Below are 22632 nucleotides of genomic sequence, written 5' to 3'. Positions count from 1 at the left end.
GGCCGGCGCGATGTGCGCCAGCCCCGTTAGCGGGTAGTCGATCAGACGGTGCCGTAAGCGGCATTGTCGATGAACTGGACGGCACCAGCGCGGCGCTTGGCCCAGTTCACGTACCGCTCGGCGCGAATGCCGACCATGTTGTGCTGCCACAGCGAGACCATGACGGTGGTCGCGGACGGCGTGGCGGGGGCGCTATCCATCTCCAGGGAGGCCTGGTTGCTGGAGTCGAGAAGCACCTCGCCGTCGTCGGCGAGAAGGATCTCGTTGGCCTTGGCGAGGATGATCCGCGAGCCGGTAGCGCCGGCAGGGATGTTCTCCGACAGGATGACCGGCAGACCGAAGAAGGTGCCGCCCGTGCCGCCGTTGATGGCGAGGCCGTTGAACTCGGCCTGACCCAGCGGGTTCTGCATCATCGCGAGAGCAAGAGCTTCCTGCTCGGTCATGATCCAGACCGCACCCGCGAGGGACATGTTCGCCACGACGAACTTGTTCATCACAGCGCGCACATCGGCGCGAACGGCATCGGCATCCGTGCCGCTGGCTGCCACGGGGGTGACGCCGTTGGTGATGGAGGCCGGCGACACATCGGCGACGGCAGCCTTGCCGGGATCGACGAAGTCACGGTCCATCGTCTGAACGATGGTGGCCGCGAGATCCTGGCGGACGATGCCTTCCGCCGCAGGGTTAGACAGGCGCACGAGCTCGTCGGTCAGGACGACGATACCGGCGAGCTTGGTGTGGCCAAGCAAGATCTGATCGAACGCCAGAGCGCTGACCGGCTTCGGCTTGCCCTCACCGACCCAAGACGCGGACGAGCCTGCGGTCTGACGAGGGATCTTGATGTTGAAGGGAACGCGACGAAGCCCCTCGATGCGACCGACGATGGTCATGGGGCGCAGAAGCTCGGCGAACTCCGAGGCCATGTTCTGGTACTCGACCAGGGGCTTGGCCCAGTTGGGGTCGGTGGTGTTGCCGGCGGCCACGGCTGCCTTCAGCACCTTCTCGACCTCAGGGGTGCTGTCGCCCCAGCCCTTGGCGATCTCAGCGGACTGCATGAGGTTGCCCTTGCCGAGGGCAAGGGCCATCGCATAGCGGGTGAAGCTGGTGCCCTTGGGCAGGTTGTTGCCCTTCACCTCGACGCGGACGCCGGAACGGACCTGAGAGCCGGTCTCGGTGCCCTTCACGCCTTCGACGGGCTTGGCGGCGGCGCGGTTGGCCTTCTCCAGATCGGAGAGGCGAACAAGGTGGGCGTCGATCGACTTCACCTCATCGGCGAGGCCGTCGTATTCCTCGGTCTGGCTCGCATCGAGGGTCGAGCCCTCGTCGGCGGCCTTGTTCATGAGTTCCGACATGCGGGCCGACTTGGCCTGTCGGGTCGCCTCGAAGGCGGTGATCTGTTCTGCGAAGGTCTTGGACATGATGCGAGCCCCTTTCGACGGGCTGATGGGTGATTGGGAGCCCGTAGCGCCGGGGGTCGCGGGTCGGTCAGCGTCGCTCGGCTGCTTGCCTGTCGCGGCCAGCAAAGGGGCGTCGATCGACTTGATGAGGGAGATCTTGGCGTCGGCATTGGCCGGGATGGTCACGAGCGAAAGCTCCATGACCTCGGTCTGAAGGTAGCGGATGCCGCCATCCTTCATGACCTCGTAGCCGTCCGACAGAGTGCGGAAGCCGATGGAGACGGCACGGACCAGTCCGGCCTTCACCTCGCCCCACGCAGTGTCGACGCGGTCCTTCAGGGGACCGGGCTCGTCGATCCGAGGCAAGGAAGCCTCGAATTGGATGCCATCCTTGGTAGGACGGTCGAATTTCACGGTGCCGACCGGACGCCCGCTGTCATGCTGGTGCAAGAGCGGCATCGGGTTTGTGAACTTGACGCCCAGGGGGTCAACGATGTCGCCAACGCGATCGGGGTTCGGCGTGGTGGCAACGCCGCGGATCACGCGCTGGTCATCGTCCACCGCCTTTACGGCGAGGATGGAATACGCACGGTTCATGTGATTGTCCCTTGCCGGGTCAGACGAAGAGCATCTGATAGGAGCGCTCAGGTTCGACCGTGTGCGTAGAGGCGACCGACATCGCCATCGCGAGCGCCACCATGCCGTCGATGCGGCCTCGGCTGCGTGATTTGGATAGCTTGCGGTTGCCGGCCGGATCGGGTTGGACGACCGCGTTCGCCGCACACATCGTCAAAACAGGGTGGGCGCCGTGAGCAAGCTTCTCATTGAGAAGCAGGCTTTCCAACTCTCGAAGGGCCGGAGACATGCTCTGGAACCCCTGGCCGAACTCCTGAAAGCGCCCGAGCTCTTCCTCGGTGAAGCCGGCCTTTTCGAGCCACGGCTTCAAATGCTTGAAGTTCCACCGATCGAACGCGATCTGGCGCACATCGTAGCGGTCGAACGTGTCACGTAACTGTTTCGCAACCCACTCGTACTCGATCGAACGACCGGGGACCGCGATTAGGTGGCCTTGATTGCGCCAGATGTCATAGGGCACCCGGTCTTTACGAGCACGCTCAGCCAACTCGTCACCAGGAAGCCAGAACGTTGGCCTAACATGCCAGAGGCCGGCAACCGGTGCTGTGAGAACTAAGGCTGTGAGATCGTTCGTCTCCGAAAGATCCAATCCGCCATAGATCGGCAGTCCCTCGAAATCTGCGACCGCTTCCCCCGTATTGGCCAACCAGACGCCACGGGAGATGAACGGTGTATTGGTTTCAACCCGTCTGTTGGTAACGAGGTTTTCGTACTCTGCCTGTCGGCTGGGCATCCGACGCGCGTCCTCAGCCATCGCCAGGACTTCGGCCTTGTTCATGAAGATGTCGAAAGCCGGGTTGGCCGCCCGAATAGCTTCCTCGGAGAACGGATCTAGGTCCATAGGGGCGGTGTTGAACCGCAACACCGTGCGTGGGTCTGCGCCAGTGAGGGCGTCGTCGATCAGAACCGAGAGCAGGTCAGCTTCAGTTGGCGCCTGCGTACTGATGACGATCGAAAGCGGCTCGGCCTGTGCCGCGGTAGCGGTCTCTAGGGCTTCGTAAAGTGGCGAACGGGGGCCTTTGACCTGCCCTAGTTCGTCATGCACCACGAGCGATGGTGAAAGACCAAAAGCGGTAGACGCATCCGCCGAAAGAGCCCGGTAAAGCGTGCCAAGCTCGGCACAGAAGAGCTGCTTGGCCGTGTCTCTGACGGTGACGAAGCCGGACAGGTCGGGCGAAAGTCGCACCATCTTCGCCGCAAGGGCGAACAGAACGGCAGCCTGGTCGCGAGACTGGGCCGCGCTGAACAACTGCGAGTTTGGATTAGCCTCAGGGCCGCAAAGGTGCAGCAAGAGGATCATCGCGCTCTCGGTGGTCTTGGAGTTCTTTCTGGCCCTCGAAATGATTGCCCGACGAGTTCCGTGGGGATTGTCGTAGATCGCCCGGAAATCGTCTTTCATGAAGTCGGCCATCTGCAATGGCTGGCCGACAAATTTGCCTTCAGGAATACGAAGGTACTTCTCGCACCACGCTATGTTGCGGTCAGACCGAAGCGCTTGCGATTTTGAGCCAACGCGCGCCCCGCCCGGTTGTCGGGAGCGCGGTGCCCTCGACGTACCAGCCATTCGCGACCTTCACCTTCCCGCGCGCAAGATTACATGCCGCGCTCTTTGTGACGCCGTGCTCTCGATGAAGCTGAAACTGTGTCCCAGAGAACGAGCGCCCATCCACGTGAAGGAAGTTGATAAGTTCCGCCCTGTGCATGGGGTGGGCAGCGCCATTGCGCGATCCACGTCCGACGTAGGGTGGGCGCTTTCCGGCTGGGAACCAGCCGTTGGCCGAGCCGATGCGTCCTTTGATTAGCAGGTTGGCGAGTGCCCTCGTCATTCCAAGAACAACGTGCATATCCGCCTGCGTGCCTACCCAGACGCGCCCATCGTCGTGTTCAAGACGGTGTTCCGTCCAATCGTACTGACGCGCATTCTTGCCTGATGCGGCCCGCGCCATCGCTCGCGATGCCCAGCCATACCGAGCACGCGAAACGATCGGCCGGTAGTCTTTGCGGGAGCCACCCACCATAAAGGCGATCGGAGCCCAGAGCTTACCGCCGTGGATCTTCGCGAGTAACAGGTGCGCGAAAAAGTGATCCTCTGCCGTTAGGTCGATCAGGTTCTCGTTATCGTCGCCGCCACCGAGGGCGCGGGGAACAATGTGATGGCGCTCGCTATAGCCATATGGCGTCGATCGCGCGCGCCGATTGGCGATAAATTCGGAATAGATGCGAGAGTAATTCACCCGCAAAAGATACCACAGCCGGACTAAACTGAAAGCTGTTTAGGCTTCCCACGGCCGTTTAGCTGCCGAAGGTTTCTTCTTCGATTTGTCGTAGGTCGTTTGCTGCGAAAGCCGCATGCGGGTCGCGAGCGATGAGAGTGCGCGGCCCTCGCGCTCCTGCATCTTCAAGAGCCTGTCGTAGGCCTCAACATCGAATGGGTCAGACCCTTCGGCATTCCCTATGAGCTGAGACACGCGGCGTGCCGCAACGACGTGCCTACAATACTGCGCCAGCATCGAATGCGTTTCTCGCGGAAACCAATCCGCCGGCATCCGATTGACGACGGCCCACCACTCTTCGGATTGTTCGTCTGTGAGGTCGTATGGGGCGTCGGGGCGCTGGATCACATCGACAGGCGTCGCACTGGCGACGCTCATTGATGCTGAAGAAATTTTACCGCGCGAACCCATGTCCGAAATCTTTTTTGAGGGCGTTTATGGAAGAAGAGATTGGGCCCCGGTCCGGAGGATTTTGCCTCCTAGACTTCAGATACCCCCCCCTGCCCTAGCGTGACCTATTTGCAACGCACGAAGGGCTGGCGGACAGGGTTCCAAACGTTGCATCGATGCAACACATGGATCATGTCGAAGACCCTGCGACCCCGATTTTTGCCATAGGACACAGGGTTACGGCTCGAACTCTCTACTAATTTCCGGGCACGCCCGGATTTTCGGAGCAGGACGCAGGGTTAGCTCTGATCGCTGCTGCTAATTTCTGGGGCCTATATCGGCCACCCATCAGCACCAACCATCTGCCTTGCCTGTCCGCCTCTCTCGATGCGCTGCTCATCGATGTCGTGGCAGTCGGAGCAGGACGAGGCCAGAAGGCTACCGAAGAACAATGCCTCGTCGCCGTGGTGTCGCTCCTTGTGGTGAACCACAGTGGCGATGATCGGACGATCGTCGGTGCTGCATCTCTCGCAGAGTGGAGAGCGGGTCAGCTGCTCGGCTCTCAGTGCCTGCCAGCGGGCGGTACCATACAGCTTACGCCAGGGCTTCGACTGCCTGCGCCTAGCGTCGTACTCTCTGTTGCGTTCTCGCTTATTGAGAGGTTTGGGCACTGCTCAGTCGCCGCCGCCGCACGATCCGCTATCACTGGACGATGAGCCGCTATCGGACGGCGAGCATTCGGCTGAGTGTGTGGTGTGACCACCGGCGCCTGAGACACCGAGCGGCCAGGGGTAGCTGCTAACGATGCCGGCCGAGTCATTGTTGAAGCGAGCGAGCCGGGCGCGATCTTCGGCTTCACGCTTGCGCTTCTGTTCGTCCTCGCTGCGTCGGGTGAACATGCCGAACATGCGGGCCTCGCGGAGGAAGTTTCAGCGGCGAATTGGGGGATGGGCGGGACGATGCGGGCGGAAAAACAAAAGGGCCAGCCCCTGCGGACCAGCCCTGAGGACGCAAAGCGCCCGATAACGACGTGACCATGGAATTTTTTGAACGCCGTGTCAACGCCCTACTTCCACGTTTTGTGGAGGGCGTTTAGGCCGACTCTGAGCGCGCCGAGTTCGGCGTCGTTCCTCGGGTTCTTGAGCATCACGCCAATGGCGACGAGGGCGCCGGCGCAAGCGGACCATTCGCCGGTGTCGGCTAGGGCAGTCTGGGCTTCATGCCACTGCGCCTTGATCTTGTCGGCCTCCTCGAACGTCATCTCCCGGCCGGTGCCCTTCCCTCCCGGCGCATCGCTGATGGCTTGGCACGGGAACTTCGGCGCGACGCCGACCACCTGATGGGCATACCTCTCGTAGAGCTCGATGTAGCGGTGGCTGGTGTTGAACTGGTCGATGGTGAGTTGGCCTTCGAGGTAGAGGCGGCCGATGGGGTATCCCACCCGCTGGTCGCGCATGCCGAGTTTCGGATCCAGGCGCGAGGACTTGAACGGCCTCCGATGCGGCTGGCTCAGGGCGACGCTCAGTGCTTCGGTCTCAGACATGTCGTCCTTTGCCTTCCTGGCCTCCACACGGCCTGCCGAGGTGGTTGGGCGCTGCTTCCGGCCATTGGCCTCACGACGGGGCGCTGCGAGGCTCCTGAAGCGTTCGATCTGTTCTGGCGTGCGTGCGAAGGCCATCGGGCGTCTCCGGGATGAGGGTTAGGCGGAGGGAGGGGCGACTTCGCCAGCGTCGTCGAACTCTGGCGCGGGAGGCAGATGCCCGCCGCGATTGATCAGCGCCGCCACAGCTTCCGAGCGAGCAATCCGAGATGACGTGCCGAAGTCACGGCCTTGGCTTTTTAGCTCGCCGTAGCGGTGGCTGGCCTGCTCAACGAGAGGTTCGACGTACCGGAGCCCGTCGTACTTGTTCGCGATGGCGTCCAGCAGACGGACGATCTGTTCGGCGATTGTCTCGCTCATCGCGCCACCTCCGCGTTGCCGAGGGCGGCGTCGATGGAAGTGCGATAACTCGACAGGTCTTCCCAACTTTGCCGGTGGTCGCGGACCTTTTCGATTGCCATTCTGGCGGCGGCCTCGTCAGTTTCTCCACGAAACTTGAGGCGATTAAACCAGCCGGCATAACGCATCTCGTCGGTCGGCTCGCGCATTGCGGCGATGGCAGCACGCGCGATTGTCCGGCAGACTTCCATTGCCGCCGGAATACCCTTGTCGTCACCATGGACTTGCACGACGTCCGAGGCGTGGATCATCGTACCGATGGTGTCTCCGTCTACGCTATTCTCGGCATCCCAGATCGCCCTCGCGACCCTCTCGACCATCTCCGGTACGTCTCCCACGGTCCCCTCCTCTGTTTCGGTTCTGGCGAAGCTGGCTGCCTTGTCGGTGAGGGGAGGCATCATTCTGGCTCCCGATGGTGATGGATGTGGACGGTGGTCTTCCCCGCCCCCTTGGCAGCCCAAGCGACGGCCCAGGCCACGCCGACCACGCAGAGGACGAAGGCCCACACGAGGTTCGCGACGATGTTGGGGTCGCTCATGCTCGCGCGTCCCTCTCTGCGGTCGGGGACTGACGGGGAGAGGGGGAGCCCTCGCCCGCCCAGATCATCAGGATGGAATAGGCCCCGTGCGTCGAGCCGAGGTCAGACGCGAAGCGCCAGCCGTTGGCCTCGTAAACGGGCACGTCGATATGGCGGACGTAGTGGAGCCAGGAGATCACAGCAGCGCTCCCTGAGACTGCCGGGCAACAGGCTCGGCGAAGAGTTGCGGGCGGCGCAGTTCGTCAGCGATCCGACGACACGCGATGTCGAAGAACCTCGGCTCGACCTCACAGCCGACAAATCGCCTGCCGAGTTTCACAGCAGCGACGCCCGTCGTTCCTGACCCCATGAACGGATCAAAGATCATCTCGTCGGCTTCGCTGTGCCGCTTGATGAGGTCAGCCATCAGCCCAGAATGCTTCTGCGTCGGGTGCTCTGTCGCCTCCCAGCAGCCAGTCAGGCCAAGGGCGACAACCGGATAGGACAGCACACGGCTAGCGCGCTTCTTTCCGTCCCGGTTGAAGACAAAAACCGGCTCATAGTTGTCCGGCCGGTTGGTGTTGCTACGGTGCCAGATGTGGATGCCAACCAAGGGCAACGGTACGGGCGGAGCCTCAATCTCGGTCCAGAAAATGAGCCACCGATCGCAGGCAAACGTCCGGCAAACCTTCTCGGCCGCCGCGATGCCGTCGAGAAAATGCCCGGCACTGTTCGGGTACGGCGGATCGCTCACGACGACGTCGACGCCCGTCACCAGTTCGGCGACCTCTTCCGCGTCCCCCAGATACAGCGTCACGCCCTCGGCGAGGTGTTCGACCCGGTTGCTCATGCCGCCACCTCGTTCATGAATAGCGCCACGACCCACATCGGAATCAAGGCGATGACTGCCAAGCGCAGGATCATTCCCCGCATCAGTTCCACCTGCTGCTCGTCCCGTCCGGTCAGCAGCACCCCGCCCCGGTCGTCCCGGTCCGCGCAGACGGTCTTCTCGCCCTTGGAGGTGAGGAGGAGGCGGGTCATGCGGCCCTCACTGAAAGCAGGTCGTGGACGTCGCGAAAGCTTCTCGGCTGGATGCCGAACTCCGTCAGGAAGCGTTGGGGAACCTTGGTTTTCGGGCTGTCCGGTGGGCTGGAATGGCGGGAGAGATCCCACTGGCCGCCGGTCTTCTTCCACTGGCGGAGGGCGTCTCTCCAGCGGTCATCGGTGAGCTTGGAGAGGTAGTCCTCGGAGGAAGCTGCGGCTGTCGGAGCGGACTGCGCTCTGGGCCCAACGAATTCCTTCCACCGACCCTGATTGAGCCACGTCGAAGCCATCGCGACGAATTTCGTATTCAGGATCTCGGTGGATCGGCACTGAGCGCTGTAGCCTTCAAGGCCGGCAGCGATCTCCTCATGGGTGGCGCCGTTTTTGATGGCCTTGAGGTAAGCGGCCTCTGCCGGATCTGGCGGATTTGAGCCTTGGCGCTTCGGATAGTTCGGCCAGAACGCTTCCCGGAATATGCGCCGATCCGAGGCAGTCGAGGATGTATGTGTTTTAATGTTTTTAATGTCTTCTAGTTTGTCCCGCTGCTGTCCCATCTCTGTCCCGGCAGGTGTCCCATTACTGTCCCGCTCAGGCATAGACACCCTCTGAAATTCCTCGTATTTACAGATGGTTACGACGGATTGTGCTGTCCCATTATCGCGCCGAATGGTATCCCGGTTTTCGAGGCGCGAAAGAAACCGATCCACGCGGGATTTTGACCAGCGCCAAGCCTCGGCCATGAAGCGCACCGAATGGCAAAGCTGTCCGCGCTGGATGTCGACGGTCGACGATCCGGAGCGCACGCGTCGCTCCTTCCAGGCTGCTTCGGCGACAAGCCAAAGAAATGCCTCTCGCTCCGTAAAGGGCTCATCGGCGAAATCGGGGTCGGTGAAGATCCCGCGGTCAACGGCGAACACGCCACGATCACTCATTGGGCCATCTCCGCGAGGACGTTGCAGGCGATGTCGCAGAAGCAGTCGATGCGAACCGTGGGGCCGGAGCGCTGCTTCAGGATCTCGATTTCGAGGACATTGCGACGGTGGCAGAGACGGTCGGTCTCCTCGTCCGTCCGCTCGACTTTCCGCTCCAGGTAGTAGGCTTCCCGGAACAGGCCGATCACCACGTCAGCGTCCTGCTCGATGGAGCCGCTGTCGCGGAGGTCCGAGAGCACCGGGCGCTTGTCTTCTCGGCTCTCGACGCTGCGGTTGAGCTGAGAGAGGGCCACCACCGGCGAGCCGAGTTCCTTCGCCAGGCCCTTGAGGGCCGCGGAAATCTCGGTGATCTCTTGGACCCGGTTGCCGGCGTACCGCTTGGATGGGCGGATGAGGCCGATGTGATCCACCACCAGGGCGGCGAAGGGCATTCCCATCCGCTCGGCCCGCATCTTCATCTGACGGGCGCGCGCGCTGATCTGGGAGATGGTCAGGCCGGGCTGCTGCTCAATCCAGAGCGGGATGTCGGCGCACTCATCGGCGGCGCGGCGCAGGCGCTCCATGGCGATCCGCGAGAGGCCACGCGCCTCGGCAATGGACCGATAGCTGATCTCGTCGATCTCACGGGGATTGTAGGCTGCCGAGGCGAGGACGCGCTCGGCGAGCTCGTCGGCGCCCATCTCCAGGCTGACGAAGCCAACGGCACCGGCAGTGCGGGCGCTGGACATGCCGATGTGGATGGCGGTCGCAGTCTTCCCCATGCCGGGCCGGCCGGCGAGGATGATAAGCTGGTTCTCGCGCATCCCGAGGGTGGCGCGGTCGAGGCTGGGAAGGCCGTAGGGGGCGCCCGTGATCACCCGCCCTGCCCTAGCGTTGTCCACGCGGGTGATGACGCTCTGGACGCTCTGACCGATAGAGGTGCGGCGAAGTCCGGCGGACAGTGCCGACGTGGCCACCTCGTCCAGATCCTCGATCATCTGCGCGGCGTAATCGGCGGGACTCGCTACGGCGCCGGCCATCATGGCGGCGGTGCCGGCCTGACAGGTCTCCAGAACCCGGCGCATCTGTGCGGCATGGGCGATGAGGCGGGCATAGCCGGGAGCGCCGCTGACGGTGGTTGCTTCGGCGACGAGGCGACCGAGGTACTGACCCACCGTAGCCCCGCCGAGATCGGCATCGCCGAGGACGGCCTTCATGAGCTTGAAGTCAATGGTCTCGCCGACGTCGCGGCGCTGGCACATCGTCTCGAAGATGTGGCGGTTCACGTCCTCGGCGAAATCCTCCGCGCGCACGTACTCACGCACCCGGTCGAGGATGTCCGGGTTGTGAAGCACAGCACCGATCAGGCCCTGCTCGGCCTCGATAGCGTTCGGTGGCGCCTCTGCGCCAGGATGCGCGTACCCACTCATCCGCGGCGACGCTGCGCCAGCGAGTGATCGACGGCCTCATGTGCCGCGGTCTGCTCAGGTGTCTGGAACAGCGTCAGGAAGGTGCGCCAAGCCTTGCCGGCGGCGATCCCGTCAGAGAGGTTCCGGCTGTGCTCAGCGGCGTCACGAGCTCGCACATAGCTATCCCAGGCCGCGGCGGCGCGGTCCTCCTGGTGACGCGTGAAGTCGACCACGTTCATGCGGTTACTCCTTCGATAGCTTGGAGAGGGCGGCGTAGCGGCTGAGCACGTACCGACGCGGCAACGACGGCATGGCGTTCAGAATGGCGAGGGCTTCGGCGCGGCGCGCAGGCTCAGCGACCCGGCCAAGCGCGATGGCAGCGGGGCGAGCTTCGGGAGCAGCAGCGCAGGCCTTGGTGAGGCGCAGGGCGAGCTTGCCGCGCATGGCATTGGTGAGGTTGTCGGCGAATGGTCCCAAGCCGTGGAAGTCGCAGCCGGTCATGCGCGCCTCGACGACAGAAGCGTGTTGCGGCGGTTGCGCTGCTGTCTGGCGATAACCCGGCAGACGTCTGCCTCAGAGATTTTGAGGCGGTCGCCGATCTCCACAGTATCGAGGCGCTTCCACCACAGGTCGGCGATGCTGATAAGCTGAGAGCGCGTCAGCTTTTCGAATGGGGTGAGCGTGACCTGCTTCATGCCGACACCTCGGCAGATGCGAGTGCGGTCTTGCGTGTCGGGACGGCCTTCGTCTCCATGACGCGGACGAAGGCGCCGTCCACGTTCGGCGACCATTCCATCTCGATCCGCTGGCAGTCGCCGTCGTCGTTGACGGCGCCGATGCTGACGAGGAGGTCCGAGATCGGCTTCTCAAGATTGCCGATGTCCCGCTTGCGGTTGTCGGGCTTACCGATCTGGATGCAGAGGGCATAAGGACCGTCGATCCGCTTCGCCCGGATCGCCAGCTTGGCGACTATGGACGCTTCCTTGATCCATGCTTTGTAAGCATCGGACTTCACGCGCCCACGGCCGGGCACGCTGAAGAACAGGTTGTTCGTGGAAGGCGGGATGGCGACGGTGAAGCAGATCATGCCTCGATGTCCTCCATGATGGCGGACACGGGCTCGTCGGCTTGGTTGTCGTACTTCCCGCCGGCATAGGTCCGCTCGGGAGGCGCGGCCATCTGGTGGAAGATAATCTGAGCAATTGGATCGCCGGCACGGATGCGGAGCGTGTCGTTTCCGAGATTGCTGGCCTCAATCGTTAGCCAGCCTTTCCAGGCGCATTCGATCACGGTGTTGTAGACGGTGAGACCGCGACGCGCCCAAGTCGACTTGTCGTGGACGAAGGCCGTCACATCATCGGGCATCCAGAAATGTTCGACGCTGGACAGCAGTGCGAAACCCTTCGGCTCTAGGGTTACGTCCTGCTTGGCGCGGATGTCGTATCCGGCGCACGAAACGCCGTAGGACATGCCATTGGCGACGGTGCGCTCGCTCCATGGTTCCAAGATGTGCCGCTCACCGGCATCGCCGAGGACCATCCGCTCGCGGATCATGTAATCGGGGAGGATCATGCCGACCTCCCCATCTTGCGGGCGAAGCAGCGAGCGTCCTGTTGATCCGCCAGCACACGACAGACAGCACTCTCCGACAAGGCGAGGGTTTGCGCGATCTCCGCGCTATCCCAATCGCCCTGAGCCCAAAGCTCGGCGATGACCGCCTGATTTCTATCCGAAGGTAGAGGTGCGGCGACCTCGTGTTGTTCAGCGTGCATGGCGATCACCCGTTGAGAATGTCGGCGGCGAACTTGGCGAGCAGAGCGGCCTCGGCGCGGTTGTGGTCGCCCTTGCGGCGGAACCGATCGGAGGAGGCCGGAAACAGACGCAGAGCTTCCCCGCGGGAAATCTCCTTGGCTTCACCGCCACCGCGCAGATGGAAGTGAGCGCGCCACGTCTTCGGTGACACGAGGTGCATCGGCACCTTGCAGCACTGGACGGTGGCCTTGGCTGCGTGAAAGGCGCCGCCGAAATTGAAGGCGCTGGCGGCACCCATGGACCGACGCTTGCCGTCCTTGCCGGGAATGCTCGGCATGGCGTTGACGATCTCGACGGCAGCCAGGGCCGGCGCGAACGAGCGAATGCAGCGCTCTAACTCAGGAACGTTCACCTCCCCGTTCACGACGGGCATATCCTCGACAGCAATCCGCTCGGGATGCTCCGGGAAATAGAAAGCGACGGCGCCGGTCAGGCCGGGGTCAATCGCCATGAGGCAAAGCTCGGCCATGGCGATCAGTCCATGCCCAGCGCTTGCTGGTAGAGTTCGAGGATCGCCTGCTCTTCCTGGCGCTCGGCGTGATCCTTCTTCCGAAGAGCTACGATTTTGCGGAGAGCCTTCACGTCGAAGCCAGTAGCCTTGGCCTCCGCGTAGATGTCCTTGCGATCACCAGCCAGGCCGTCGATCTCCTCGGACACGCGCTCGATGCGCTCGATGAAAGCCTTGAGCTGATCGGCAGCGACGGACGAGTTATCGACGGCGGGGGAAGCGGCCATGGTGGTACTCCGAGGCTAGAGGGAAGGGTTGAAGTCAGGGCCGTCACAGCCGGGCATGACGAGAACGTCAGCGGGGCGGAGGCCAAGGGCGCGGTTGCAGGTGTCGATGATCCGCTGCTGACGCAGGGCGACGCGCAGCATCACATCCCGCTTGGATTGCATCGTCCGGACGAGCGGAGCTTCCACGTCGCTGGCGTGATCGCGCACCGTCTCGTGCGAGCGGCCGAGAGCCTGAGCGATGGCGCAGTAGCTCATGCCCTCGGCACGCCACTCGCGCATCTTGCGCCGTTCGCTCATCATGACGGGGCGGGCGCTAGTCATCGCCGGCCCTCGTCCACCATGTCAGGAACCATCCCAGAGGCTCGCCGCGCTCCAGTCTTGCGGACGCTTTTCGCAGCGCCCAACGGTCGATCTTCAGCTTTAACCACCGCATGAGACTCCCTACTCAGTGCCAGGAACCGCGCCTTTTCGGCCGCAACGTCTTCTTCGAGCCGCGCGCAGGCGGCTTCGTATTCGTTGATGAGGTTGGTCACGACGCGCCATGAAGGCTCAGCTACCGGCTGGTTGCCGAGCACCTTCCGAACCCAAGAAGCCGATGTGCCGACCGCCCTGGCGACATTCGCGTAGGCGAGCATCCGCGAGCCGGTGGCGTACTCGGCACGCTTCACGAGAAGCGAGAGGCGCGGCGTCACCACGCTGAAGGCGTCAGAGGACGTCAGCATTGTCCGTTTCCGACCAAAAAAAGTTCGCAACGGGTTTCTCCATCGGTGTTGAGTGAACCTCGACACCGGGGAGAGACACGGAATGACCGATAGAAAGGAGCTGCCGATCGGAAGACTTATTTTCGAGGAGATCGCTGCCGATAGTTCTTTCCTGGAGCATATCGACAGAGCGCGTGCTGGAAGCCGAAGTTACCGTCCTGGCAGGGAGGTGGCTCGGCCCACTCAATTCGAGCGTCCGAAGGCTGGCAGGCCAAACCGGACGGGAGAACAACTCAAACTGGACCTGCGGGGCGAGCATCATTTGCTCCCCCGAGGCCAATCCAAAGACCAGAGAGTGGTGATTAAGCTCTGGGCATCATCGTGATGCTGGACACCAGCGAGATCCAAGACGTGAGCAACGCGACTGCACCCGTACATGATCGTTGTATGGTCGCGGCCACCAAATCTACGGCCGATTTTCGGGTAAGACTGACCTGTAAATTCCCGCGCGATATAGAAGGCTATGTGCCGAGCCTTCACGATGTGAGCCGAATGGCGCGCGCCACACATGTGAATGACGGATATGCCGGTGATCCGGCTGACCATTTCCCGCACATCGCTAACCATCAGTGCCGCGGGGAAGAAGTACTCAGGCTCGCCATCGCTGGCCGGCGCCTCTTCTGTGGCAGGCGCGACGACCTCGGCCTCCTCAACGACCACGACCGGAGGCACAAAAACCGGCGGATCGACCAGCTTCGGAGCCGGGTGACGCGGCGGAGGAGTCGGGATCGGAGCGAACATCTTGGCGCGCAGGGCAGCGGCGCGAGCTTTCATCTCGGCGACGTCGCCGGGGCCGTATTCACGGACGGGAAGCGGACCACCACCAGCCATCGCTCAGGCTCCCAGAAGCCAAGCGGCGGCCGCGCCGAGGAACACGTAGGGAATGCTGAGCAAGACCAGCACGCCGAGCGTTGCGATGCGGTCCTCCAAAGGGCCGATCAGTCCGAGCGAACTCGAATGATCGGCCAAGTCAGAGGAAGCGCCCAGGAGGGCCTCGGACGCGCTGATGCGCGGAACGGTGAGAACGCTCATCGGGCAGACCCCTTGCTGCTCTTTGATGCAAACAAATCGGGGTGGTGCTTCCAGCACCAAAAGTGAGCGCCCGTCGAAGTAATCTGGAAGCCTTCGTGCTCAGCAAAAGCTGCCGCAACGGCTTGCCAAGTCGCACCTTCCGATCTCAACTTGAGGGCTATCGCTCGCCGATGAGAAAAGTCACGGAACTTGCTGCAGCGGGAAGAGACACCCGCATCCTTGACCATTGTTTTCGATTGGCCTCGGTTCATCCCGAGCATCTGATCGATGCGCCTGAACGAGAACCCATTCGCGAGGTGCTGCAGTATTATTGGTCGCAGCGTTTCGCGGCGATAGCCTTCAGACAGCCCGAGGCGGCAACGCTCGCCAGCAACCATCGTGACAGACGCCATCAGGGTCTTGGCAATGAGGGCGTCGGACATGCCCGCCTTCACCAAGTCCTCGACCTGAGCGCGCGCTGCCGCGATACCCTCATTCCCGGTCGGCGCGACCACGCCAGCCTTGCGGACGATCTGGCCAATGCGCTGCTTGCTGACACCAAGCTCGCGGCCGATCTCAGTCATCTTCCTGCCCGCGAGCACGGCGGAGATGACTGCAGATTGATCGACTGGGGTTCTGAGGCTTCCAGATGTGACGCTCATCGGATCGTGTTCCAATTGAGAGGAGCGGAGATGGGATGAAGGTCAGGGCCGGGACCGCGGATCAGCACGAAGGCAACCCAGGCGGCGCAGAGGGCCGCGACGGCGAGGCAGAGAGCGTCCTCAGCAGTCATGCGATGTTAGCCGTCTGATGCGCGGGCTCATTCGAGGTGATGACCTGGCCCGCAGTATGAAGGCGTTCCAGCGAGCGATGAGTGACGCCCTCGATGCCACGGCGGCTAGCGCTTAAGACCGCTTGATCCCACCAGCGCTTCGGGATCTTGTTTCGGATCTTCATGACCCGAGCGTACGACGGATACTTAAGGCCAAGGTCGCGCGCGAAAACTTCGGCGCTTGGCCAAAGCTCAATGAGAGATCGGGGGTCGTGGGGCGCGTGATCCATGCACCCTTTGTATCATTAGTAGCGATACAGCGTCAACACCTATGATGCACGGGCTTCGATACAAGGGCGCGATACAACCCGTTACGAAAGCGACCTGCCAAATGAGTGCGAACGACGAGCGCCGCGAGCGTCTTCAGATTGCGAGGCTTGAGGCGAACCTGAGCAGTGTGGCGATTGCTGCGGAGAGGTTCCAGATCGCGCAGAGCACTTGGCGCTCGCACGAGAACGGGACACGCGAGATGACCAAGAACGCGGCTTTAACTTATGCGAAGAAGCTTTCGTTAAATTTTGATTGGCTGTGGAACGGAACTGGGGAGATGCGCGCTACTGTTGCTTATCTGCCGGAGCCAAACGCGAGGCCGGAACCGCGAGAAATTGTCGACGGCCTTAAAACTCTGCCTGTAGTAGGGCGTGCCAAGGGTGGTAGCGGGAGCGCAGTAGTGCTGGATGGTACCGTGACGGACCACATTCCATCGCCTAGGTCGCTAGACGATGTGCCGGGAGCTTACGCCCTAGAGGTTGTCGGAGAGAGCATGGAGCCCCGCTACTTTGCGGGAGAGATCGTCTACATTCACCCTACCCGCACGATCCATAAAGGGGCTCATATCGTCCTTCAGGTCCGGGACCAGGGAGGTGAGCTTCACGCTTACATCAAGCGGTACGTCTCCGGCTCGAACGAGCACGTTGTGGTCGCGCAGTATAATCCTGCCAGCGAGCTTCGCTTTGAGCGCGGGGCGGTTGAGGCAATGCATCTGATCGTTAAATCGGGCATCCGCTAAAATATCCTGCATCGTTTGTATCGATAGTGCTTGACATGTAGCGATACAAAGCGATACAGTCACTCCATCAGCTCCCCGAGCCGATGGAGATCGAAGTGTCCCAGCCCACCACCATTCGACGTAGCGATGACGAGGTTGTCGCCAAGATCCGCAGCCTTGAGGACGGCATCGCCGACTTCTTCGGCGCCGTCCACTCGGATCTAATTGAAACCCTTCCGTTCGAGGCTGCATCGCCATTCTTGATCCCCGAGGCGATAGCTGATGACTGGTCGCCGGCGGGACGTGATGATGTCTCGGTCGTCGAAAGAATTCGCGACTATCTCAGCTTCGCTTGGGATAAGGCCAATGACTGCCGTGGCCTGAGCGCTGGCCGATCCATCTGTCACATGCAGGCTTGGCTCTGGCTTCTCGGCGAAGACGAGGCCGCCAAGCAGATTGAGGATTACGACCTCTACGGTAAGCCGCAGCTTCGCGCGATTTCCGAGGCCGTTGGTGTCGATTGGACGTCTCTCGATAACGGCGAGTGGACGAACGACGAGGGCAGTTCAGGAAGCGGCCCGGATAGCGTCGCGCCTCTGAAGCTGAATTTTGTCGGAGCCCTCGCGAATGGCGCTTTCCAGGCAGCTTCTTCTGAGAAGGCAGCCTGAGCCATGGGCACTTTCCTCGAAAACCTCGCCCCGTTCGCGCTTCTGCTGATCCTTCTCGGCGGCCTCGCCATCGGCTTCCAGCGCGAAGCCCTCCGCCACCATCGCGCTCGCACTGCTGACCGGCAGGCCTCCTCGTTCGTGTGGAGGGCGTGAGATGGCTCAGGCAGTATCTCTTAGCGATCTCTCGCTTGGTTCAGCCGAGCGCCTTGACGGCACGCCCGTCACTGACAGCGCCGTCATATACGCCGGCGAAATCACCATCATGTTCGATGGCGAAGGTTCAGACGCCCTCGCTGTCGAGGTGGTCCGCGCCGCCATTTTACATGTCGATATGATCTGCGCCCTGAAGCTGGCTCTCGAATATTGGGCTCACCGGCAGCAGCGGTACAAAAACCGGCATCCTGTTTGGGTTCAGTCGGCTCGCGCCGCTCTCGCCAAAGCGGAGGCCTGAGCCATGGCAAAGACCCGCTTCTTCAAGACGGGCTTGTGCCTGTCCATCAACGACGGCGGCGAGCGCGAGCTTTCCCTGATCGTCGGCTACGATTTCACCCCGGCTTTCAAGGGTAGCTACGACGAGCCGGGCCATGGTGCGGACGCGGAAGTCGTCTCCATCAAGCTCTGGCACGGGCAGAGCGAGCTTCCTGTCCCGGATTGGCTGACGAACTTCGTCGAAACCGACACGGATCTGCTCGATAGCCTCGTCGCCGATGCGGTCGAAGCCGACCAGGCCGACCGCGAGGATGCCGCCGAATATCGCGCTGAACTCCTGCGCGAGGAGGCCTGAGCCATGGTCTCCTACGGCAACCCCAAGATCGCCAGCTACTTCGAGAAGCTGGATGCCAAGCTCTCCGGCATGCCCGACGACGGCGAGAAGGCGATCTGCCTTCAGAACCTAGCGGCTCAGAACGCCCGGTTTCAGCGCAAGCTTGCCGACGATCCCTGGTCGATGACGGCCTCTGCCTTCGACCTCACCGAGATTGCTGACGGCATCGAGCTTCGGCTTTCCCGTCTCCGCGAGAGCATCCGCGCCAAGATCGCGGAGGCCACCAGCCAGATCCCGCCCTGCCACGACATCTCTGACATGAGGGCCGCTTAATGTCCGTCACCACCAGCTGCCGTCTCACCGACAACATCATGTTCGTTGGCAACTCCCTTTGGACGCTGACGACGCCGATGCAGACCATCGCTCACGCGGCTCCCTTCGCTGACGAGGGATACGACGACCTCATCCGGCGCATGGCGGAAGTCCGCGGCAACCTCACAGACATGCTCGCGCAGATCGACGTCGCGATGATGTCAGTTGAGGCCACGAAGGCGGCGGCCCTCACACCTGCCGAGCGTAGCGCACGGGTCGAGCTCGTCGCCGAGGCCAAGCAGGCTCGCGTGGTTTCATCCGGCCCGCCGGACAGCGACTTCCGCTCAAGCGCAGCGGCCTGATGCCATGTCCCACGGCCTCGCGCTGATCCCCCTCTTCACCGTCCTCGCCCTGATCGTCTGGCTCGGCCTGTGGTCCCTGCAATCCTCTCGCTCGGAGAAGGTGTGATGAACGCCCAACACGAACTCATGCCTGCCGAAGAGATACGCCGCGAGCCGGTCGTGATCCAGGCCAATGCCACCTCCCTGATGGAGGTCATCGGCCGCGCCGCCAGCGATCCGTCAACCGACGTGACCAAGCTCGAACGGCTGATGGACCTCTACGAGCGGATCACCTCCCGCACGGCTGAGGCGGCCTATTCGGCGGCCCTTTCCGAGATGCAGCCCGAACTGCCGATCATCGGCGAGCGCGGTGGGATCAAGGACAAGTACGGCAAGGTCCAAAGCACCTACGCGAAGTGGGACGACATCAACGAGGCGATCAAGCCGGTTCTGGCGCGTCACGGTTTCTCCATCAGCTTCCTGTGCGGTCGCGAGGAAGGCCAGATCATCGTGACCGGCGTACTGCGCCATCGCGACGGTCACAAGGAGCAGACCACGATCCATCTGCCGCTCGACACGTCGGGCAGCAAGAATGCCGTCCAGGCGGTCGGCTCATCCACCAGCTACGGGCAGCGATACACCGCCCGCGCCTTACTCAACCTGACGAGCCGGCTGGCGGAGGATCGTGACGACGACGGGCAGGGTTCTGCGCCGGCGCGCTTCATCACCGACGAGCAGGCCGATGAAATCCGCGCCCTCGTCACCAAGGCCGAAGCCAACATCGGCAAGTTCCTCGCGGTTCTGAAGGCCGAAAGCATCTCGGACATCCTGACGAAGGATCACGCGCGAGCGCTCGGCATCCTTCAGGACCGCATCGACGCCAAGTCTCGCCAGGGAGCGAAGCCATGATGCAGATCATTGAATGCGCCCAGGGCAGCGAAGAGTGGTTCCGCGTTCGCGCCGGGATGCCGACCGCCTCCGAGTTCTCGACGGTCATGGCGTCCGGCAAGGCTGGCGCTGAGAGCAAGACGCGACGCACCTACATGCTCAAGCTGGCCGGAGAAATCCTGACCGGCGAGCCCATGGAGAGCTTCAGCAACGCACACATGGAGCGGGGCAAGGCCATGGAGGACGAGGCCCGTGACCTCTACGCCTTCACGGCTGACGTGGAGCCACAACAGGTAGGCTTCATCGTCAACGGCCCCAAGGGATGCAGCCCCGACAGCCTGATCGGTGACGTGGGCGCGGTTGAGGTGAAGACCAAGCTCCCTCACCTGCTCATCGACGCCCTCCTCAAGGACGAGTTCCTGCCGGAGCATAAGGCGCAGTGCCAGGGCGTGCTTTGGGTCGCCGAGCGCGAGTGGATCGACCTCGTCGTCTACTGGCCCAAGCTGCCCCTCCTCGTGAAGCGCGCCTACCGCGACGAGACCTACATCGCGATCATGTCCAAGGCCGTGGACGCCTTCAACGACGAGCTTCGCGCCACCGTCGAGAAGATCCGCGCCTATGGCTCTGACGTAAGGGCCGCGGCATGAGCGACGCGCTTCCCCCTCTGCCATTCCGCTGGGATGGAGAAGCCCTCGTTCCGCTGAACCAGCATTGGGCGAAGCGGGCCGATGCCGCCTACACCATCGGCGAAACTTACACGCTCGTCCCTCACGAGGAGCGTTCGGCCAACAGCCATCGGCACTACTTCGCGAGCGTCCGCGAGGCATGGGAGCAGTTGCCCGAGGACGTTTCTCGGCACTTCCCGACGCCGGAGCATCTTCGCAAACACGCTTTGATCCAGACGGGCTTCCGCGACGAGCGGTCTATCGTCTGCGCGTCAAAATCCGAGGCACGGCGGGTCGCCGCTTTCGTGTCGCCCATGGACGACTACGCCGCTGTGGTCATCCACGAGGCCATGGTCGTCGTGATGACGGCCAAGAGCCAGAACCTGAAGGCGATGGATCGGCGCACCTTTGCCGATAGCAAGGACAAGGTGCTCGCCCTGCTCGACGAGATGGTCGGCGTGTCGGCTGGAACGCTCTCCCACGAAGCCGGGAGGGCTGCGTAGATGCCCTACCAGGACGTCGGCACCACCAAGCGCAAGTCTATGACCCCGACCCGCGTCCTCCGCATCTGGGAGGCGCATGAGGGCCACTGTGTGACGTGCGGCGGCCAGATCGACGGCACACGCGACGCTTGGTTCATCGAACACGTCCGCGCTCTGGAGCTCGGAGGCGCGGACACCGACGCTAACTGCGGTCCCGCGCACCTGTCCTGCAAGGCCGGGAAAGACGCGGACGATCACAGCCGCGCCGCCAAGGCGAAGCGCAACAAGCGAGCCGCGCTGGGCATCCGCCCGCCGAGCCAGATCAAATCCGCCGGCTTCTCGCCAGCCCCGCCACAGCGCCGGGCCAGCTCGCCAATCGAAAAGCTCAAGCTCGGATACCAGCGCCCATGACCACCCCCTCCCTCACCAACCCGAACCCGAAGCGCGAGGGGGCTAACCAGGCACGCCGCCTCAGGGTCAACGAGCCCACGGAGCGTGCCGCCGACGCGATCTACATCCACGACGAGGACGACAACGACATCGCGACGTTCTTCCATTCGGAGCACGCCACGGTCGGGCAGTCCTACGAGACGGCTCTTCGGCTGGCGACGCTGTTGGTCGAGGCGAATAATGGCGGGGGTGCATCCTCCCCCGGAGACCCGGTTCGGTCATCTGAAAAGGTCACCCTCGACTACACGAACTATCGCGGCGAGCGAGCCATCCGCACCATTACCCCTTGGGGCGTCGAGTGGGGCTCGACAGACTGGCATCCCGAGCCCGGCTGGCTGCTTACCTGCTACGATCACGACAAGGCTGCGTGCCGGACGTATGCGCTCTCTGGCATCCATTCGTGGAATGGTGTGGCGGTTTCCCCCTCCCCCGGAGACCCGGTTCGAGCGGCGTTGGAGGAAGCGCGGGACACCCTTCTCGATATCGCCAAGGATGTGTCTGCCTGCTCATGGCTAAACCATCCCGATGAGAACGGCGGCATCTTTCAGAGGATCGACGCCGCCCTCTCCGTCTCGACACCGACAGGTGAGGGGGAGCGCAGGATCGAAGCGACGCAGATCACGCTGGGCGAAGGCGTGGTCGATATCGGTCCCATCACGCACGAGGGAAAGACGGGCGTTCTGTTTCGGCCGCGCAAGGAGCACATCGCTTTCGGAGAAGCCGGGCAACTGCCGGAAGGCGAGTATTGGCCGGTTCCGGGAGACGTCGTGCTTTGGGTGTCCGGCAAGGGGCCTGGGGTTGCTATCGAGGCTCTCGCCGCCCTCGCCCATCCCCAACAAGGAGGGGAGCGGGACGGGTGGCCCGCTCCACAACCGATGGAGACAGCGCCGAAGGATGGAACGCGCATCCTTGTCGAGTTCGATCACAACGCCGGCATCCATGCTGTTGCGTGGGAAGAGAGCGTATCCGGCAGCACGATTTGGTGCGTCGATGACCGCAAGCATGGGCCGTTCCCCTTGAGGGGTTACATGAACGCTCTTCGGTGGTGGCCGCTCCCCACCGCCCCGACCTCACCTTCCAAAAGCTCAGGGGAGGAGGCGTGATGGCCGCCCTCGTCATCACAGCAGCCGTCCTAGTCATTCTTGGATCGGCTGCCATTTCGGCGCCATGGGTCATTCCAGACAATGGCAGGGGCGGATCACGGATCGAGCGTCAGGGTGAGGTGGTAATCCTCTTCTTCGCAGGAATTGGCTTGCTTGCCTGCGCCCTCATTCTGACGGTCATCAACGGTGCGCTGGCGGTGCTGTCATGACCGCCCCCACCCCAACACCACCGTGCCTGGGAGAGC

General features: G+C 62.7%; 39 protein-coding genes. 13 read left to right on the top strand and 26 right to left on the bottom strand.

From position 1 onward, the window contains the following. Window positions 1-41: 41 nt before the first annotated feature. The 26 genes from MBTS_RS11115 to MBTS_RS10990 form a co-directional block, all read right to left on the bottom strand. Window positions 42-1994, bottom strand: coding sequence for a phage major capsid protein (locus MBTS_RS11115; RefSeq protein WP_192215653.1), 1953 nt, complete (start codon window positions 1992-1994; stop codon window positions 42-44). 19 nt (window positions 1995-2013) lie between these two features. Beyond that, window positions 2014-3444 carry a terminase large subunit gene (locus MBTS_RS11110; RefSeq protein WP_238254176.1) on the bottom strand — a complete coding sequence of 477 codons (1431 nt, stop codon included), beginning with the start codon at window positions 3442-3444 and terminating at the stop codon, window positions 2014-2016. Between the two features lie 70 nt (window positions 3445-3514). Further along, window positions 3515-4267, bottom strand: a complete 753-nt coding sequence (locus MBTS_RS11105; RefSeq protein ID WP_192215651.1) for an HNH endonuclease signature motif containing protein — start codon at window positions 4265-4267, stop codon at window positions 3515-3517. Between the two features lie 39 nt (window positions 4268-4306). Further along, window positions 4307-4717, bottom strand: a complete 411-nt coding sequence (locus MBTS_RS11100; RefSeq protein ID WP_192215650.1) for a hypothetical protein — start codon at window positions 4715-4717, stop codon at window positions 4307-4309. Between the two features lie 653 nt (window positions 4718-5370). Further along, the gene (locus tag MBTS_RS11095; RefSeq protein ID WP_192215649.1) at window positions 5371-5604 is read right to left on the bottom strand and encodes a hypothetical protein; all 234 of its coding nucleotides are present in this window, start codon (window positions 5602-5604) and stop codon (window positions 5371-5373) included. 158 nt (window positions 5605-5762) lie between these two features. Then, entirely contained in the window at window positions 5763-6374 is a 612-nt protein-coding gene (locus MBTS_RS11090; RefSeq protein ID WP_192215648.1) for a hypothetical protein, read from the bottom strand. A gap of 21 nt (window positions 6375-6395) precedes the next feature. After that, a complete protein-coding gene (locus MBTS_RS11085) occupies window positions 6396-6656 on the bottom strand; it encodes a hypothetical protein (protein WP_192215647.1) in 261 nt (86 codons plus the stop codon). Next, the gene (locus MBTS_RS11080) at window positions 6653-7096 is read right to left on the bottom strand and encodes a hypothetical protein (protein WP_192215646.1); all 444 of its coding nucleotides are present in this window, start codon (window positions 7094-7096) and stop codon (window positions 6653-6655) included. Before MBTS_RS11080 ends, MBTS_RS11085 begins: the two co-directional genes overlap by 4 nt. After that, the gene (locus MBTS_RS11075) at window positions 7093-7233 is read right to left on the bottom strand and encodes a hypothetical protein (protein WP_192215645.1); all 141 of its coding nucleotides are present in this window, start codon (window positions 7231-7233) and stop codon (window positions 7093-7095) included. Before MBTS_RS11075 ends, MBTS_RS11080 begins: the two co-directional genes overlap by 4 nt. Next, window positions 7230-7412 (bottom strand): hypothetical protein, encoded by a 183-nt coding sequence (locus MBTS_RS11070; protein ID WP_192215644.1) that lies wholly within the window; start codon window positions 7410-7412, stop codon window positions 7230-7232. Before MBTS_RS11070 ends, MBTS_RS11075 begins: the two co-directional genes overlap by 4 nt. Further along, the gene (locus MBTS_RS11065; RefSeq protein WP_192215643.1) at window positions 7409-8062 is read right to left on the bottom strand and encodes a DNA-methyltransferase; all 654 of its coding nucleotides are present in this window, start codon (window positions 8060-8062) and stop codon (window positions 7409-7411) included. The genes MBTS_RS11070 and MBTS_RS11065 overlap by 4 nt, the downstream gene beginning before the upstream one ends. Next, entirely contained in the window at window positions 8059-8253 is a 195-nt protein-coding gene (locus MBTS_RS11060) for a hypothetical protein (protein WP_192215642.1), read from the bottom strand. The genes MBTS_RS11065 and MBTS_RS11060 overlap by 4 nt, the downstream gene beginning before the upstream one ends. Further along, window positions 8250-9188: a hypothetical protein gene (locus MBTS_RS11055; protein WP_192215641.1), complete on the bottom strand. Its 939-nt coding sequence runs from the start codon at window positions 9186-9188 to the stop codon at window positions 8250-8252. The genes MBTS_RS11060 and MBTS_RS11055 overlap by 4 nt, the downstream gene beginning before the upstream one ends. Continuing rightward, window positions 9185-10597, bottom strand: coding sequence for a replicative DNA helicase (locus tag MBTS_RS11050; protein WP_192215640.1), 1413 nt, complete (start codon window positions 10595-10597; stop codon window positions 9185-9187). The genes MBTS_RS11055 and MBTS_RS11050 overlap by 4 nt, the downstream gene beginning before the upstream one ends. Then, window positions 10594-10815: a hypothetical protein gene (locus MBTS_RS11045; RefSeq protein WP_056157953.1), complete on the bottom strand. Its 222-nt coding sequence runs from the start codon at window positions 10813-10815 to the stop codon at window positions 10594-10596. The genes MBTS_RS11050 and MBTS_RS11045 overlap by 4 nt, the downstream gene beginning before the upstream one ends. A gap of 4 nt (window positions 10816-10819) precedes the next feature. Beyond that, window positions 10820-11077: a hypothetical protein gene (locus MBTS_RS11040; RefSeq protein ID WP_192215639.1), complete on the bottom strand. Its 258-nt coding sequence runs from the start codon at window positions 11075-11077 to the stop codon at window positions 10820-10822. Next, window positions 11074-11271 carry a hypothetical protein gene (locus MBTS_RS11035; protein ID WP_192215638.1) on the bottom strand — a complete coding sequence of 66 codons (198 nt, stop codon included), beginning with the start codon at window positions 11269-11271 and terminating at the stop codon, window positions 11074-11076. Before MBTS_RS11035 ends, MBTS_RS11040 begins: the two co-directional genes overlap by 4 nt. After that, the gene (locus MBTS_RS11030; RefSeq protein WP_192215637.1) at window positions 11268-11663 is read right to left on the bottom strand and encodes a RusA family crossover junction endodeoxyribonuclease; all 396 of its coding nucleotides are present in this window, start codon (window positions 11661-11663) and stop codon (window positions 11268-11270) included. The genes MBTS_RS11035 and MBTS_RS11030 overlap by 4 nt, the downstream gene beginning before the upstream one ends. Continuing rightward, window positions 11660-12148 carry a dCTP deaminase gene (gene dcd / locus MBTS_RS11025; protein WP_238254177.1) on the bottom strand — a complete coding sequence of 163 codons (489 nt, stop codon included), beginning with the start codon at window positions 12146-12148 and terminating at the stop codon, window positions 11660-11662. Before dcd ends, MBTS_RS11030 begins: the two co-directional genes overlap by 4 nt. Window positions 12149-12353: 205 nt before the next feature. Beyond that, window positions 12354-12857: a RuvC family protein gene (locus MBTS_RS11020; RefSeq protein WP_192215636.1), complete on the bottom strand. Its 504-nt coding sequence runs from the start codon at window positions 12855-12857 to the stop codon at window positions 12354-12356. Window positions 12858-12862: 5 nt separating this feature from the next. Further along, window positions 12863-13123, bottom strand: coding sequence for a DUF2312 domain-containing protein (locus MBTS_RS11015; protein ID WP_192215635.1), 261 nt, complete (start codon window positions 13121-13123; stop codon window positions 12863-12865). Between the two features lie 15 nt (window positions 13124-13138). Beyond that, a complete protein-coding gene (locus MBTS_RS11010) occupies window positions 13139-13444 on the bottom strand; it encodes a helix-turn-helix domain-containing protein (protein ID WP_192215634.1) in 306 nt (101 codons plus the stop codon). Next, complete coding sequence (locus tag MBTS_RS11005; protein WP_192215633.1) at window positions 13441-13845, bottom strand: hypothetical protein; 405 nt, start codon at window positions 13843-13845, stop codon at window positions 13441-13443. Before MBTS_RS11005 ends, MBTS_RS11010 begins: the two co-directional genes overlap by 4 nt. Before the next feature lie 297 nt (window positions 13846-14142). After that, the gene (locus tag MBTS_RS11000) at window positions 14143-14715 is read right to left on the bottom strand and encodes a helix-turn-helix domain-containing protein (RefSeq protein WP_192215632.1); all 573 of its coding nucleotides are present in this window, start codon (window positions 14713-14715) and stop codon (window positions 14143-14145) included. A gap of 3 nt (window positions 14716-14718) precedes the next feature. After that, window positions 14719-14916, bottom strand: a complete 198-nt coding sequence (locus MBTS_RS10995; RefSeq protein ID WP_192215631.1) for a hypothetical protein — start codon at window positions 14914-14916, stop codon at window positions 14719-14721. Continuing rightward, on the bottom strand, window positions 14913-15557 hold the full coding sequence (locus MBTS_RS10990) for a hypothetical protein (protein WP_192215630.1): 645 nt from the start codon (window positions 15555-15557) through the stop codon (window positions 14913-14915). The genes MBTS_RS10995 and MBTS_RS10990 overlap by 4 nt, the downstream gene beginning before the upstream one ends. Before the next feature lie 501 nt (window positions 15558-16058). Between MBTS_RS10990 and MBTS_RS10985 the strand changes: the two genes are divergently transcribed. From MBTS_RS10985 to MBTS_RS10925, 13 genes are all read left to right on the top strand, one after another. Then, window positions 16059-16736 carry a LexA family transcriptional regulator gene (locus MBTS_RS10985; RefSeq protein WP_192215629.1) on the top strand — a complete coding sequence of 226 codons (678 nt, stop codon included), beginning with the start codon at window positions 16059-16061 and terminating at the stop codon, window positions 16734-16736. 95 nt (window positions 16737-16831) lie between these two features. Beyond that, the gene (locus MBTS_RS10980) at window positions 16832-17383 is read left to right on the top strand and encodes a hypothetical protein (RefSeq protein ID WP_210322761.1); all 552 of its coding nucleotides are present in this window, start codon (window positions 16832-16834) and stop codon (window positions 17381-17383) included. 3 nt (window positions 17384-17386) lie between these two features. After that, on the top strand, window positions 17387-17536 hold the full coding sequence (locus MBTS_RS10975; protein WP_192215627.1) for a hypothetical protein: 150 nt from the start codon (window positions 17387-17389) through the stop codon (window positions 17534-17536). Window position 17537: 1 nt separating this feature from the next. After that, window positions 17538-17834 (top strand): hypothetical protein, encoded by a 297-nt coding sequence (locus MBTS_RS10970; protein ID WP_192215626.1) that lies wholly within the window; start codon window positions 17538-17540, stop codon window positions 17832-17834. A gap of 3 nt (window positions 17835-17837) precedes the next feature. Next, complete coding sequence (locus MBTS_RS10965; protein WP_192215625.1) at window positions 17838-18167, top strand: hypothetical protein; 330 nt, start codon at window positions 17838-17840, stop codon at window positions 18165-18167. A 3-nt stretch (window positions 18168-18170) separates the two neighbouring features. Further along, window positions 18171-18479 carry a hypothetical protein gene (locus MBTS_RS10960; RefSeq protein WP_192215624.1) on the top strand — a complete coding sequence of 103 codons (309 nt, stop codon included), beginning with the start codon at window positions 18171-18173 and terminating at the stop codon, window positions 18477-18479. Continuing rightward, window positions 18479-18820: a hypothetical protein gene (locus MBTS_RS10955; protein ID WP_192215623.1), complete on the top strand. Its 342-nt coding sequence runs from the start codon at window positions 18479-18481 to the stop codon at window positions 18818-18820. Before MBTS_RS10960 ends, MBTS_RS10955 begins: the two co-directional genes overlap by 1 nt. Before the next feature lie 105 nt (window positions 18821-18925). Further along, window positions 18926-19708 carry an ERF family protein gene (locus MBTS_RS10950; protein ID WP_192215622.1) on the top strand — a complete coding sequence of 261 codons (783 nt, stop codon included), beginning with the start codon at window positions 18926-18928 and terminating at the stop codon, window positions 19706-19708. Further along, window positions 19705-20334, top strand: coding sequence for a lambda exonuclease family protein (locus MBTS_RS10945; RefSeq protein WP_192215621.1), 630 nt, complete (start codon window positions 19705-19707; stop codon window positions 20332-20334). Before MBTS_RS10950 ends, MBTS_RS10945 begins: the two co-directional genes overlap by 4 nt. After that, the gene (locus MBTS_RS10940) at window positions 20331-20855 is read left to right on the top strand and encodes a hypothetical protein (RefSeq protein WP_192215620.1); all 525 of its coding nucleotides are present in this window, start codon (window positions 20331-20333) and stop codon (window positions 20853-20855) included. The genes MBTS_RS10945 and MBTS_RS10940 overlap by 4 nt, the downstream gene beginning before the upstream one ends. Then, window positions 20856-21245 (top strand): HNH endonuclease, encoded by a 390-nt coding sequence (locus MBTS_RS10935; RefSeq protein ID WP_192215619.1) that lies wholly within the window; start codon window positions 20856-20858, stop codon window positions 21243-21245. Then, window positions 21242-22387, top strand: coding sequence for a WYL domain-containing protein (locus MBTS_RS10930; RefSeq protein ID WP_192215618.1), 1146 nt, complete (start codon window positions 21242-21244; stop codon window positions 22385-22387). Before MBTS_RS10935 ends, MBTS_RS10930 begins: the two co-directional genes overlap by 4 nt. Continuing rightward, a complete protein-coding gene (locus MBTS_RS10925; protein ID WP_192215617.1) occupies window positions 22387-22596 on the top strand; it encodes a hypothetical protein in 210 nt (69 codons plus the stop codon). The genes MBTS_RS10930 and MBTS_RS10925 overlap by 1 nt, the downstream gene beginning before the upstream one ends. Window positions 22597-22632: the final 36 nt, after the last annotated feature.

The organism is Methylobacterium bullatum, assembly GCF_014845095.1.
Lineage (GTDB): Bacteria > Pseudomonadota > Alphaproteobacteria > Rhizobiales > Beijerinckiaceae > Methylobacterium > Methylobacterium bullatum.
This window is presented reverse-complemented; position numbering and strand designations above follow the sequence as displayed.